The organism is Streptomyces sp. NPDC048337 (assembly GCF_043201175.1).
Taxonomy (GTDB): Bacteria; Actinomycetota; Actinomycetes; order Streptomycetales; family Streptomycetaceae; genus Streptomyces.
In genome coordinates this window covers 249,697-261,913 of the sequence record NZ_JBICYR010000007.1, presented here as the reverse complement: position 1 = coordinate 261,913, position 12,217 = coordinate 249,697, and the positions used below count along the sequence as shown (strand labels likewise).

At 71.8% G+C, this 12,217-nt stretch carries 14 protein-coding genes; 9 read left to right on the top strand and 5 right to left on the bottom strand.

Translation table 11 applies throughout. The features are described from left to right. The first annotated feature begins 116 nt into the window (after window positions 1-116). Window positions 117-515 (top strand): TOBE domain-containing protein, encoded by a 399-nt coding sequence (locus ACGFYU_RS14950; RefSeq protein WP_393827694.1) that lies wholly within the window; start codon window positions 117-119, stop codon window positions 513-515. A 13-nt stretch (window positions 516-528) separates the two neighbouring features. Here ACGFYU_RS14950 and ACGFYU_RS14945 read toward each other — a convergent pair whose 3' ends face one another. Both ACGFYU_RS14945 and ACGFYU_RS14940 read right to left on the bottom strand, forming a co-directional pair. Beyond that, window positions 529-903 (bottom strand): PucR family transcriptional regulator, encoded by a 375-nt coding sequence (locus ACGFYU_RS14945; RefSeq protein WP_393827693.1) that lies wholly within the window; start codon window positions 901-903, stop codon window positions 529-531. Continuing rightward, window positions 846-1,967 carry a PucR family transcriptional regulator ligand-binding domain-containing protein gene (locus ACGFYU_RS14940; protein ID WP_393827692.1) on the bottom strand — a complete coding sequence of 374 codons (1,122 nt, stop codon included), beginning with the start codon at window positions 1,965-1,967 and terminating at the stop codon, window positions 846-848. Before ACGFYU_RS14940 ends, ACGFYU_RS14945 begins: the two co-directional genes overlap by 58 nt. 220 nt (window positions 1,968-2,187) lie before the next feature. On the opposite strand from ACGFYU_RS14940, the gene ACGFYU_RS14935 reads away from it, so the two are divergent. The 3 genes from ACGFYU_RS14935 to ACGFYU_RS14925 all read left to right on the top strand — a co-directional run bounded on the left by ACGFYU_RS14935 (window position 2,188) and on the right by ACGFYU_RS14925 (window position 6,313). Further along, window positions 2,188-3,015, top strand: a complete 828-nt coding sequence (locus tag ACGFYU_RS14935) for an FAD binding domain-containing protein (RefSeq protein WP_393827691.1) — start codon at window positions 2,188-2,190, stop codon at window positions 3,013-3,015. Then, window positions 3,012-5,780, top strand: coding sequence for a molybdopterin-dependent oxidoreductase (locus tag ACGFYU_RS14930; protein WP_393827690.1), 2,769 nt, complete (start codon window positions 3,012-3,014; stop codon window positions 5,778-5,780). Before ACGFYU_RS14935 ends, ACGFYU_RS14930 begins: the two co-directional genes overlap by 4 nt. 83 nt (window positions 5,781-5,863) lie before the next feature. Continuing rightward, window positions 5,864-6,313 carry a molybdopterin-dependent oxidoreductase gene (locus ACGFYU_RS14925; protein ID WP_393827689.1) on the top strand — a complete coding sequence of 150 codons (450 nt, stop codon included), beginning with the start codon at window positions 5,864-5,866 and terminating at the stop codon, window positions 6,311-6,313. Here ACGFYU_RS14925 and ACGFYU_RS14920 read toward each other — a convergent pair. Then, window positions 6,310-7,383 carry a serine hydrolase domain-containing protein gene (locus ACGFYU_RS14920; RefSeq protein WP_393827688.1) on the bottom strand — a complete coding sequence of 358 codons (1,074 nt, stop codon included), beginning with the start codon at window positions 7,381-7,383 and terminating at the stop codon, window positions 6,310-6,312. The genes ACGFYU_RS14925 and ACGFYU_RS14920 overlap by 4 nt on opposite strands. Window positions 7,384-7,503: 120 nt before the next feature. On the opposite strand from ACGFYU_RS14920, the gene ACGFYU_RS14915 reads away from it, so the two are divergent. Further along, window positions 7,504-7,794 (top strand): hypothetical protein, encoded by a 291-nt coding sequence (locus tag ACGFYU_RS14915; RefSeq protein ID WP_393827687.1) that lies wholly within the window; start codon window positions 7,504-7,506, stop codon window positions 7,792-7,794. Window positions 7,795-7,805: 11 nt separating this feature from the next. On the opposite strand, the gene ACGFYU_RS14910 is transcribed toward ACGFYU_RS14915, so the two are convergent. Next, the gene (locus tag ACGFYU_RS14910) at window positions 7,806-8,225 is read right to left on the bottom strand and encodes a molybdopterin-binding protein (protein WP_393827686.1); all 420 of its coding nucleotides are present in this window, start codon (window positions 8,223-8,225) and stop codon (window positions 7,806-7,808) included. Between the two features lie 513 nt (window positions 8,226-8,738). On the opposite strand from ACGFYU_RS14910, the gene ACGFYU_RS14905 reads away from it, so the two are divergent. From ACGFYU_RS14905 to ACGFYU_RS14895, 3 genes are all read left to right on the top strand, one after another. Next, on the top strand, window positions 8,739-9,524 hold the full coding sequence (locus ACGFYU_RS14905) for a helix-turn-helix domain-containing protein (RefSeq protein WP_393827685.1): 786 nt from the start codon (window positions 8,739-8,741) through the stop codon (window positions 9,522-9,524). A 222-nt stretch (window positions 9,525-9,746) separates the two neighbouring features. Continuing rightward, window positions 9,747-10,244 carry an RICIN domain-containing protein gene (locus ACGFYU_RS14900; RefSeq protein ID WP_393827684.1) on the top strand — a complete coding sequence of 166 codons (498 nt, stop codon included), beginning with the start codon at window positions 9,747-9,749 and terminating at the stop codon, window positions 10,242-10,244. Window positions 10,245-10,371: 127 nt separating this feature from the next. Next, window positions 10,372-10,569, top strand: coding sequence for a hypothetical protein (locus tag ACGFYU_RS14895; RefSeq protein WP_393827683.1), 198 nt, complete (start codon window positions 10,372-10,374; stop codon window positions 10,567-10,569). Between the two features lie 79 nt (window positions 10,570-10,648). Here the strand turns inward: ACGFYU_RS14895 and ACGFYU_RS14890 are convergent, their stop codons facing one another. Next, window positions 10,649-11,461: a VOC family protein gene (locus tag ACGFYU_RS14890; RefSeq protein ID WP_393827682.1), complete on the bottom strand. Its 813-nt coding sequence runs from the start codon at window positions 11,459-11,461 to the stop codon at window positions 10,649-10,651. 112 nt (window positions 11,462-11,573) lie between these two features. Here ACGFYU_RS14890 and ACGFYU_RS14885 point away from each other — a divergent pair, with 112 nt between their 5' ends. Then, window positions 11,574-12,161: an HhH-GPD-type base excision DNA repair protein gene (locus tag ACGFYU_RS14885; RefSeq protein ID WP_393827681.1), complete on the top strand. Its 588-nt coding sequence runs from the start codon at window positions 11,574-11,576 to the stop codon at window positions 12,159-12,161. The last annotated feature ends 56 nt before the right edge of the window (window positions 12,162-12,217 follow it).

Here is a 12,217-nt window from a genome sequence, read left to right as displayed (position 1 = left end):
TCCGAAGATCCGAACACCGTCTGCGTACAGTGTTCGCTTCGCGGAGAACAACGTACGCCGATGCGTACAGCGTTCGCAACTCCCACGGCGGAGCTCCCGCCGCCTAAGCTGCGGGCGTGCCGTCGTACTCCATCGGCCAGGCCGCCGACCTGCTGTGTGTGAGCCCCGAGACCGTCCGCCGCTGGGCCGACGCGGGGCGGCTGCCCGCGCACCGCGCCCCCGACGGAACGCGGACCGTCGACGGCACGGCCCTCGCCGCCCTCGCCCGGGAGCGGGCCGCCGGACTCCACCCGGTGCCCTCGAACGCCCCCGCGACCTCCGTACGGAACTCCTTCGCCGGGATCGTCACCGGCGTGCGGCTCGACGACGTGGCGGCCCAGGTCGAGATCCAGTCCGGACCGCACCGCGTGGTGTCCCTGGTGACGCGCGAGTCGGTCGAGGAGCTCGGCATCGCGGTCGGGGTGACCGTCACGGCGCGCGTGAAGTCCACCGAGGTCCACGTCGACCTCGGGTAACCGGAACAGGGGCTTACGCGCAGCGCAGCGCCGCGTACAGGTCCAGCTTGTGGTCCAGCCGCGAGAGGTCCCGGCCCGTCAGGACCTCCACCCGCTCGATCCGGTAGTGCACGGTGTTCACGTGCAGGTGCAGGGCCTCCGCCGTGCGCGCCCAGGAGCAGTTGTTCGCCAGGAAGACCTCCAGGGTCTCCCGCAGCATCCCGTCCCCGAGCGCCCCCAGGATCTGCGTCCGGAACTCCGCCCGCACCTCCGAGGGCACCCCCGCCAGCAGCTCGGCGAAGGTGTCCAGCTCTTCGACCCCGCGTACGGGGCCCTCCCCGTCCGCCGCCGTCAGGGCGAACCGGGCCTGGCTGAGCGACGCGCGTAGCGCCTCGGCCGACGGGGCCACCGCGCCCGCGCCCAACCGCAGATCGGCCTCCGGGCCGACGCACGCCTGGAGCAGCGGCCACACCTCGCGCAGCCGGGCCGCCACGTCGGGCGCCGCGCCCGGGTCCCCGTACAGGACGGCCGCCGAGCGCCCGACCGCGTACGGGACCCCCTCCAGGTGCGCCAGCGCCTCCTCCAGGGCGTCCCCCGAGGTCGCGGCGAGCGCCCGGCCGCGCCCAGCGCCTCCTCCAGCGCCGTGGGGTCGGCCGGTCCCGCCCCCTCCAGCAGGGCGATCAGCTCCTGCCCCGCCTCCCGCGCCCCGGCCGCCCGCCGCGCCTGGCCGTCGCGGTACTGGGCGAGGACCTCGGCGATCTCGTGGAGCACCCGCGGAGGCGCCGCGTCCGCGTCCGGGAGGTGCAGCTGCCATGCGTCGTACGGGGAGCCCTCGGCCTCGATGCGCAGCGAGACCCCGCCCCGCGCGGGCGCGGAGACCGCCCGCCGGGGCGCGAGGGCGGGGGCGGAGGGCGTACGGGCGACGGTGCGGCCGCTCGCGGTGAGCACGTAGCCGCTCACCCGGCCCAGGTGGGCGCAGGCCCGGTCCAGCAGTTCGGCCGGTCCCGAGCCGCCCTCCAGGAGGCGGCTGAGCTCGCCGCGCACGTTCTCGGGAAGGGCGAAGATCCTGGCCGGGCGGCGGCTCAGGTCCCCCCAGTGCCGCAGGTACACCGCCTCGGTGACGGCGCGGAAGCTGGTCCGTGCGGGGACGGCCACGATCGGCACCCGGTGGGCTCGGCAGGCGGCGACCAGCTCGTCGGGGACCCGTCCGTGGGTCTCCTCACCGGCCAGCAGCGCGGTGGCCCCGGCTTCGGCGAGGGCGGCGACGAACCGTTCCGCCTTCACCTCCGCCGCCTCACCCTCCGCCCACCAGACCAGCCCGCTGAGGACCAGTTCGCCGGGGCCCAGGAAGCGCCCCGGGTCCTCCAGGTCGGTGGCGGTGACCCCGCTGATGTCCTGGCCGAGAAGGGTCTCCTCGCCCCAGAGCAGGGTGAGGCCGAGATTGTCGGTGTGGAGCAGGTCGAGGACGTGCATGGCAGGCTCCTTGCGGTGGGCTACCACCCACATTCGCCAGGTGAATACGAGAAAGGCCATCGTAAATGCAAGGCAAGAGCCCCTATAGGCTCTTGGTTGATCCTCCAGGGAAACCCGTCCGACGCGGCCCGGTTTCCATGTCCGGGACCAGTCGTTTCGGCCCCGCCCCCGTTGCTTCACTGACGGAAACACGTCCGTACGGAGAGGCCGGTGGCGCGAATTGGATCTCAACACGGTGCTCGACGTGCGCGACGCGCGCCGCCGCGAACCCTGGCGCCCCGGCGACGCCTGGCTCGGCGGCGGCACGTACCTCTTCTCCGAGCCGCAGCCGCACATCCGCCGCCTCGTCGACCTCTCCCGGATGGGCTGGCCGCCGCTGTCCTGGCAGCCCGACGGCTCCCTCGACATCGCCGCCACCTGCACCATCACCGAGCTGTCGCGGTTCGGGCGGACCCTGCCCGCCACCGCCGCCCCGCTCTTCGAGCAGTGCTGCCGGGCCTTCCTGGCCAGCTTCAAGATCTGGAACATGGCGACGGTGGGCGGCAACCTCTGCAACGGCCTGCCCGCCGGCCCGGTCATCTCCCTCTCCGCGGGCCTCGACGGCACCGTCCTCCTCCAGGGCCAGGACGGCGCCACCCGCCGGATGCCCGTCACCGACTTCATCAAAGGCGCGGGCGTCAAGGACCTGCGGGAGGGCGACCTGCTGCGCTCGGTCCGCGTCCCGGCCCGCTCCCTGGAGTGCCGTACGGCCTTCCGACAGGCCTCCCTCTACGGACTGGGCCGTTCCGGAGCCCTGGTCATCGGCACCGCCGACCCCCAGGACGGCTCCTTCGCCCTGACCGTCACGGCCGCCACGACCCGCCCGTTCCGCTTCTGGTTCGCCCTGCCGCCCACCGCCGCCGAGGTGCGTACGGCGATCGACGACACCGTCCGCCCCGACGAGTGGTTCGACGACATCCACGGACTGCCCGCCTGGCGGCGCCACATGGCCCTGCGCCTGGCCGAGGAGATCCGCCGCGAGCTCACTGCCCCGGAAGGTTCCCGATGAGCTACGAGATCGAGATCAACAAGCAGCGGTTCGAGGACGAGCCCCGGGCCGGCCAGTGTCTGCGCACCTACCTGCGCGAACGCGGCTGGTTCGGCGTGAAGAAGGGCTGCGACCAGGGCGACTGCGGGGCCTGCACGGTCCACGTCGACGGGCAGCCGGTGCACAGCTGCCTGTACCCGGCCGTCCGCGCCGAGGGCCGCTCCGTCACCACCGTCGAGGGCCTCGCCAGGGAGGGCGGCGAACTCCACCCGGCCCAGCAGCAGTTCCTCGACGCCCAGGGCTTCCAGTGCGGCTTCTGCACGGCCGGCTTCCTGATGACCACCTCCGCCCTCCAGGCCGAGCAGGGCACCGCCCACGACGACGGCAAGCTCGACGACCTCCCGCGCGCCTTCAAGGGCAACATCTGCCGCTGTACGGGCTACCGCGCCATTGAGGACGCCGTGCGCGGCGTCAAGCACACCGAGAGCCCCGAGGCCGGGCAGGCCGTCGGCAAGTCCCTGGGCGCCCCCGCCGGCCCCCTCGTCGTCACCGGCACCGCCCGCTACACCTTCGACGTCGAGGTGCCCGGGCTGCTGCACATGAAGCTGCTGCGCTCCCCGCACCCGCACGCCCGCATCGTCTCCATCGACACCACCGACGCCCTCCAGGTCCCGGGCGTGCAGGCCGTCTTCACCCACCACGACGCCCCGGCCACCCTCTATTCGAGCGCCCGGCACGAGCACCCCACCGAAGACCCGATGGACACCCGCGTCCTGGACGACGTGGTCCGCTTCGTCGGCCAGCGCGTGGCGGCCGTCGTCGCCGACAGCGAGCAGGCCGCGGAGGAGGGCTGCCGCCGCGTGGTCGTCACGTACGAGGAACTCCCGTACGTGATCGACCCGGAGGAGGCCATGCTCCCGGGCGCCCCCGTCATCCACCCCAAGGGCCCCGAATCGGGGATCTTCCGCGCCGAGAACAACGTGTGCGGCGAGGTGCACGGCACGATCGGGAACATGGAGGAGGGGTACGCGCAGGCGGACGTCGTCCACGAGGAGACCTTCCGGACCCAGCGCGTACAGCACGCCAGCCTGGAGACCCATGGCAGCGTCGCGTACTTCGAGCCCAAGGAGGACGGCGACGGCGAGCGCATCACCGTCCGCTCCTCCACCCAGGCGCCGTTCCTGACGCGGCGGGCGCTGTGCGCCCTGTACGACCTGAACGAGGACGAGGTCCGCGTCGTCGCGGGCCGCGTGGGCGGCGGGTTCGGCGGCAAACAGGAGATGCTGACCGAGGACATCGTGGTCCTCGCCGCCCTGAAGCTGCGGCGGCCGGTGAAACTCGAATTCACCAGGGCCGAGCAGTTCTACGGGGCCACCACCCGCCACCCCTTCAAGATCACCATCAAGATCGGGGCCAAGAAGGACGGCACCCTCACCGCACTGCGCATCCGCATCGTGGCCAACACCGGCGCCTACGGCAACCACGGCCCGGCGGTGATGTTCCACAGCGCCGGCGAGTCCTTCGCCGTCTACAAGGCGCCGAACAAGGAGGTGGAGGCGTACTCCGTCTACACCAACACCGTCCCCGCGGGCGCCTTCCGCGGCTACGGCCTCGGCCAGGTCCTCTTCGCCCTCGAATCGGTGATGGACGAACTCGCCGTCCGGCTCGGCATGGACCCGCTCGTGCTGCGCGAGAAGAACGTCATAGGCGCCGGCGACCACATGGTCACCCCGATCGGCCACGAAGAGGACCTCTTCATCGCCTCGTACGGCATGAAGCAGTGCATGGACGTCGTCCGCAAGGCCATCGCCGAGGACCGCAGCCACGAGGACGTCCCCGAGGGCTGGCTCACCGGGACGGGCGCGGCGGTCGCGATGATCGCGACCGGCCCGCCGGGCGGCCACTTCGCCGACGCCAAGGTCAGCCTGCTGCGGGACGGTACGTATGACATCGCGGTCGGCACGGCGGAGTTCGGCAACGGAACGACCACCGTCCACAAGCAGATCACGGCGGGCGCGCTGAACACCACGGTGGACCGGATCACGATCCGCCAGTCGGACACGGACGTCGTCCGCCACGACACCGGCGCCTTCGGCTCGGCCGGCACGGTGGTGGCGGGCAAGGCCGTGATGCTGGCGGCGGGCTCCCTCGCGGAACGCCTCCAGACCTTCGCGGCACACCACACGGGCGTGGCCCGGCACTTGTGCAAGCTGGAGGCCGAGGCCTTCGACTGCGCGGGCCGGACCGTCACGCTCAAGGAGCTGTACGAGGCGGCTTACGACAAGGGCAGGCTGGAGGAGGTCTCGGCGGACGGCCACTGGGGCGGCTCCCCGCGCTCGGTCGCCTTCAACGCCCAGTGGTTCCGTATCGCCGTCGACCCGGACACCGGCGAGATGAAGATCCTGCGCAGCGTGCACGCGGCGGACGCGGGCAAGGTCATGAACCCGATGCAGTGCCGCGGCCAGGTCGAAGGCGGCGTGGCCCAGGCGCTGGGCGCGACCCTCTTCGAGACCGTACGGGTGGACGAGCGCGGGGAGGTGACCACGGCCGCGTTCCGCCGCTACCGGCTCCCGCAGTACGCGGACGTCCCGCGCACGGAGGTGCACTTCATGGAGACCTCGGACGCGATCGGCCCGCTCGGCGCCAAGTCCATGTCCGAGAGCCCCTTCAACCCGGTGGCCCCGGCCTTCGCCAACGCGCTGCGGGACGCGACGGGGGTCCGCTTCACGGAGCTGCCGGTGACACGCGATGTGGTGTGGCAGAAGATGCAAGGAGGAAACGCCTGAAGTGTGCACAGGTGCCAGTTGGAGTAACCCCTCAACCTTGCAGATGAGGTTCCGGAATGGCGGGTCCCGGGCATGAGATACCCATGGCCAAACTCATCCTCCACGGAGATCTGCACCATCCCGCGACCCTGAGCGTCGCCGACCTGCGGGAATGGGAACAGCACCGGGCCGCGGTCACCTTCGACTGCGCGACGAACGGGCCGCAACACCACGTCTTCGAGGGCCCGTTGCTGCGCGAGGTCGTCTCGGACGCGGGCCCGGTGTTCGACGTCCGCCGCCGGAAGGACCGCAGCCGCTTCCTGCTGGCGATCAGCGGCGGCGACGGCCACCACTCCGTCCTCTCGTGGGCCGAACTGGACGCCGACTTCGGCAACAGCCCGGTCCTGCTGGCCACCCGGCTGGACGGGGTGGACCTGGACGAGGCGGGCAGCCAGCTGGTGGTGCCGGCGGACCGGTGCGGGGCGCGGTACGTCAGCGCGGTCACGCACGTGTGGTTCGGCTCGCTGCTCGTCCCGGCACTGGCCGGGGTCTAGGCCCGGCCCGTTCCCGCGCGCACGGCCTCGGCCAGCAGCCGGGTGGTCGGATTGGCCGGCTCGACCAGGCGGGTGCGGGCGAGGGCGAAGGACAGGCCGCGCTCCCGGTCGGCGAAGGCGATGCTGCCGCCGCTGCCGTGGTGGCCGAAGGCGGTCGGCTCACCGCCCATCTCGGGCAGGGCCAGGAAGTAGCCGAGCCCCTTCGCGTGGTGCCGCATCAGCATCCGGTCCCGGCCCTCCACCGCGATCGCCGCGGCCTGCGCGAGCCGCCCGGGCGGGAGCAGCCGGACCCCGTCGACCTCGCCCAGCAGCGCCGCGTACATCCGGGCGGCGGCGCGGGCGGTCATGGTGCCGCAGGCGGGCAGGTCGGCCCTCAGGTAGGCGGGGCGGTTGGCGAGGGTGGCGGTGGTCCACACGCCCCGGTTCGGCGCCACGAGGCGGGTGAAGGCCGCGCCGTACGGGAGGCCCGTCAGGTAGGCCTCCCAGTCGCCCTCCACCAGCGGGACGACCCGGGGCAGTTCGGACTCCGGCAGCCCGAAGTACAGCTCGTCGGCGATCCCGAGCGGCTCGGCGACGTACGCGCGCAGCGCCTGCCCGGGGGTCAGCCCGGTGACCCGGCGCACCACCTCCCCGAGGATCCAGCCGAAGGTCCAGCCGTGGTACCCGCTCGCGGAACCCGGCTCCCACAGCGGCCGCGCCCCGGCGACGATCCCGCACATGGTGTCCCAGTCGCACAGCTCGGCGACCGTGAGTGAGCGGGGGAGCTGGGGAACGGCGGCCGTGTGCGTCAGGGCGTGCCGGAGGGTGATCGCCGCCTTGCCGTGCGCCCCGAACTCCGGCCAGTACCGCACGACCGGAGCCTCGTAGTCCAGCAGCCCGCGCTCCGCGAGGACGTGCACCAGGGTCGCCGTGCAGCCCTTGCCGGTGGAGAAGCCGTGGATCAGTGCCCCGGGCCCGGGGACGCCCGCGTACGCCTCGACGAGCGGCCGGCCGTTCCGGTACGCGGCCACCTGGAGCCCGCTCTCGGCGCCGGACCCGACGAGCGCGTCGACCGCCTCCTGAAGATCCATGCGCCCCTCTTTCACCACCATGCGCCGCATCACGGAACGTAATCGCGAGCATACCTTGAGCGACAGCAATCGGTCACGCACGGTGACGGCGAAAGAGGTAGGCGAATGATGGCGATGGCTATGCGACGTACGGCAAGGCTCCTCGGGGCGTGCGCGGCGGCCGCGACCCTGGCCCTGGCGACCCCGGGCACGGCCCAGGCGGCGCAGGGGATCCTCTTCATCGATCGTGCTCCGAACCCGGATCCGAGCGGCTGCTACCCGCTGGGCGACTTCGCCCCGTCGGAGGTCGCCAACTTCACGGACGAGGTGGCCTGGGTGTGGTCGGGCCCGTCCTGCGACGGGCACGTGGTGCATCCGATCGTGCCCGGCGAGGTCACCATCGCGCACGGCCGCAGCGTCTTCATCGAGTGAGCCCGTGGGCCTTACGCGGCCTGGAGGGAAACCTCGGTCGACTTGATCAGCGCGACGACGGAGGAACCGGCGGTCAGGCCAAGGGCCTCGACGGCGTCGGCGGTGATCGCGGCGGTGAGGCCGCCGCCGTTCACGTCCACCTTGACGGAGGCCATGGCCGGACCGGCGGCAACGTCGACGACGGTGCCGGCGATCTGGTTGCGGATGGACAGCCCCTCGACGGGACCGGTCGCCAGGGCCACCTCGGTGGCCTTGACCAGCGCCTTGACCGAGGAACCCGTGGAGATGCCGAGGTCCTTGGCGGCGTCGGTGGTGATGGCGGCGGTGATCTCCTGGCCGCCCTCCAGTCGGACCTTGACCGTCGTCATGGCCTCACCAGAGGTGACGGCGGTGACGGTCCCGGCGATCTGGTTGCGGATGCTCAGGCTCATGGGTGGTTCGACCTCTTACGTAGACACTTCGTGCGGCCGGGAAAGAACCGCACGAGATCGACCGTACGAGCCTTCGCGCTGACGTGCGTTCAGCCCCTCGCATCCGCCAACCGGAACCACCCGTGCGGCCCGCTGATGCCGTCAGGAACGCCGTGCCTTCATGCCCCTGCCGGGTCCCGGAAAACCGCGACCCGGCGGGACCGTACGCTTCTTTTGCTTCGCAGTAACGGGGGAAAGAACCCCGCCCAACCCCACCAGCCTCCCCGCCGGGCCAAGCCTCACTCGCACGGGTGAAAGGCGCCAACTGGGCTGGATTTCCGACCCGTTGCGGGGCATATGCTCGCCGCGACAACCCCAGACATGAGACGGCCCCCGTCGGGACGGCAATCCCGGGCGAGGGCCTAACCAACCAGGAAACCCAACTTCCCTATGGCTCCCCAGCAGACTAGCGCGCCCTCGCGCACGCCGTACGGCGTTCATCACTCGAACGTCCGGCACACGACCCGGTACACCGTGATCGGGAACCACCTGCTCCAGAACCCCCGGCTGACGCTGACCGCCCGCGGCCTGGGCGGATACATCCAGTCGCTGCCGCCCGGCACGCGGATCGGCATCAAGGACCTGGCCAGGCGGCTCCCCGAGGGGGAGGCCCGGATCGCCTCCGCCCTGCGGGAGCTGGAGGCGCACGGCTACCTGAGGCGGATCAAGGAGCAGCTCCCCGACGGGCGGATTGTCACCCGTACGGTGTCCTACAACCACCCCAAGGCCGCCACCGAGGGCCGCCCGGCCTCTCCTCCGCCGCCACCTCCGCAGTCCGAGCCCCCTGCGCCCGAGCCCGTAGCGGAGCCCGCACCGGAGCCGGAACCGGAGCCCGTACCGGAGCCCTGGCCCGCCGGTCCGCCCGGTCCGCCCGCGCCGCCGTCCCCCGGCCGTCGGGCCGCCGTCGCCCTGCTCGGTGGGCTGCGCCGGACCGATCCCCGACTGCTGCTCGGCGAGCGGGACATCGAGCGGCTCGCCGGCGGCGTCGAGGCCTGGCTGGACCGCGGCGCGACGTTCGATGCGGTGACCGCCGTGCTGACGGCGAGGGTCCCGGATCCGGTCCGGAACCCGGCGGGGCTGATCGCCCACCGCCTCGCGGCCCAACTGCCGCCGGAACTCGAACCCCTGTTCCGGAGAGCCGCCTTCGTGCCTCCGGATCCCTTCCAGACCTGCGACACGTGCGACCGAGCCTTCAGAAGCCCGGCCCCAGGCCGGTGCGCCGACTGCACCGACGCGAAGGGCGCGTTCCGGCTCAGCTGACCGCAGTCGGTGTCACAGGTGCGCCCCTCGCGCCCGCGCGTGCGCCGTTCTCGCAGGTCAGTGCGCCATCACACCGGAGCCCGCCGGGGTGCGCCGGAGTGTGCATTGCTCGGGGCCGGGGATTCCGTTTCTCGGTTCTGCGGGCCGGAGAAACCTGCACATGGGTCGCATCGCAAATGCCGATGGACTGACCCGTCAGCCCCCAACGACAAGGAGCTCAGCATGCAGTTCGCACGTGCGTCCCTGGTCGCAGCCGGTGTCGCCGCACTCGCCCTGCCCTTCCTCGCCGTCCCCGTCGCACACGCCGGGCCGGCCGGGGCCTCGGCGGCCGTCTTCAACGTGATCGTCAGCGACCTCAACCCGGACCAAGTGCTCGACGACGGCCGGGGCTACGCCCTGTCGCACTACCGCCACGACGGGCTCAACCAGCAGTGGGAGCTCATCGACATGACCGACGACACCTTCCAGATCAAGGCCAGGACCGGCGCCTGTGCCACCGCCCCCACCTCGCACGGCGCGGTCCTCACCCAGCCGTGCGAGAGGAAGAACCTCGCCCAGCACTGGTACGTCAACCGCCACGGCTCCAAGACGGTCTTCGAGAACCTCCGGGAGGAGGGCCAGTGCCTGACCAAGGCCGCGGACCAGGAGCCCACCGTCGTCACCGACTGCAACGGGGCCAAGGCGCAGAACTGGCGCCTGACCGCCCCCCAGCTCAGGTGATCTGACCGGACGGACGGACCGGCAGGGGATGGACGATCGATTCTGCGGTGAATCGGCTGAGGCATACGGGTGATCAGGGGTAACCGGAACTGGCGTGTGGTCATGGGCGGGCGCTATTCCTCCAGCCATGATCAAGAACATCGCCGCCGCCGCGGCGCTCGCCTTCGGTACCGCCCTGCTCGCCTGCGCCCCCGCCCAGGCCGCAGCGGCGCCCACGTCCTTCCCGCTGCCGCCGTTCGGATACACCCTGGTGGCGACTCCCTTCTGGCACGCGCCGCTGCTCGACCACCCCGCCCACGCGGTCTATTACTACGGCCTGCGCTGAGCGGGGTCGCCCCCCAGACGCCCGTGCCCCTGCCGTGGAACTCCCGGCAGGGGCACGCGGCACCACACGCAACAGTGGCTCAGCCGAAGGTCGGCATCTCCCCGACCGTGGTCGACATGTCGATGACCGCGAAGGCCGCGCCCTGCTGGTCGGTCATCGCGGCGAAGCGGCCGAACGGGCTGTCCATCGGCCCGAAGTGGAGGGTTCCGCCGAGCTTCTTGGCCTTGGCGACCGCCTCGTCGCAGTTGTCCACGCCGAAGAAGACCTGGATGTAGGAGGGGATCTCGGGCGGGAAGTCGGAGCCCATGTTCATCCGGCCCAGCACCGGGTTCTCCTTGCCGCCCAGGCTGTAGATCTTGTAGTCCATGCCCTCCGCCTCCGGACTGTCACCCATGTCCATCTGCTGGGTGGCGTACGGGAAGACCTGGGGCAGGAAGGCGTCCACCTTCTGCACGTCCCGGCTGAAGAACTCGGCCCACGCGTACGAGCCCGATTCCCCGAGCTTCTCGAAGCCCTTGTGGTCCCCCGGCTGCCAGACGCCGAAGACCGCGCCGCTCGGCTCCTTGGCGATCGCCATCGAGCCGAAGGTTCCGACCTGCATCGGTTCCATCAGCAGCTCGCCGCCGGCCGCCTTGATCTTCTCCGCGGTCGCCGCCACGTCGGGGGAGGCGAGGTAGAGACACCACTGCGACGGGGCGTCGGCCCCCGGCATCGGCGGCACCACCGCGGCGACCGCCTTGCCGCCGGAGTAGGCCTGCGTGTAGTTGCCGAACTCGCTCGCCGCCTCGCCGAAGGTCCAGCCCAGGACCTCGGAGTAGAAGCTCTTGGCCCCCTCCACGTCCTTGAACATCGCGTCCACCCAGCAGGGAGCGCCTTCCGGGAAATCGGTCATGATCGACTCCTGTGTCCTGTCTACGCCGACGGTACGGATCCACGCTAGGCGGGGGGTCTGACAACCGCGCGCCGACCGCGCGCCCGGCCCCGCCGCGCGGGAACCTGGAGCCATGGACAAGACCATCCGCCTCGCGCAACAGCCCGAGGCCGACGCGCTGCTCGGCCGGAGCCCGCTCGCCGCACTCGTCGGGATGCTGCTCGACCAGCAGGTGCCGATGGAGTGGGCGTTCTCGGGGCCCTGGACGATCGCCCGGCGGCTCGGCTCCGACGACCTCGACGCGCACGCCATCGCCGCGTACGACCCGGAGGCCTTCGCCGCCCTCCTCTCCGAGAAGCCCGCCGTCCACCGCTATCCGGGCTCGATGGCGAAGCGGATCCAGCAGCTGTGCGCGTACCTCGTGGAGCACTACGGCGGCGAGGCCGAGGCCGTCTGGGCCGACGCCGCGACCGGGGAGGAGCTGCTGAAGCGGCTCAAGGCGCTGCCCGGCTTCGGCGAGCAGAAGGCCCAGATCTTCCTCGCCCTGCTGGGCAAGCGGTTCGGGGTCCGCCCGAAGGGCTGGCGGGAGGCCGCGGGCGCCTACGGGCCGGCGAACGTCTACCGCTCCGCCGCCGACATCACCGGACCGGAGTCGCTGGCCAAGGTGCGGGCCCACAAGCAGGAGATGAAGGCCGCCGCCAAGGCCGCGAAGACGTCCTGACGCCCTGATCGCCCTGACCGCCCTGACCGACCTGGTCACCGCGCCGAATTGACCGA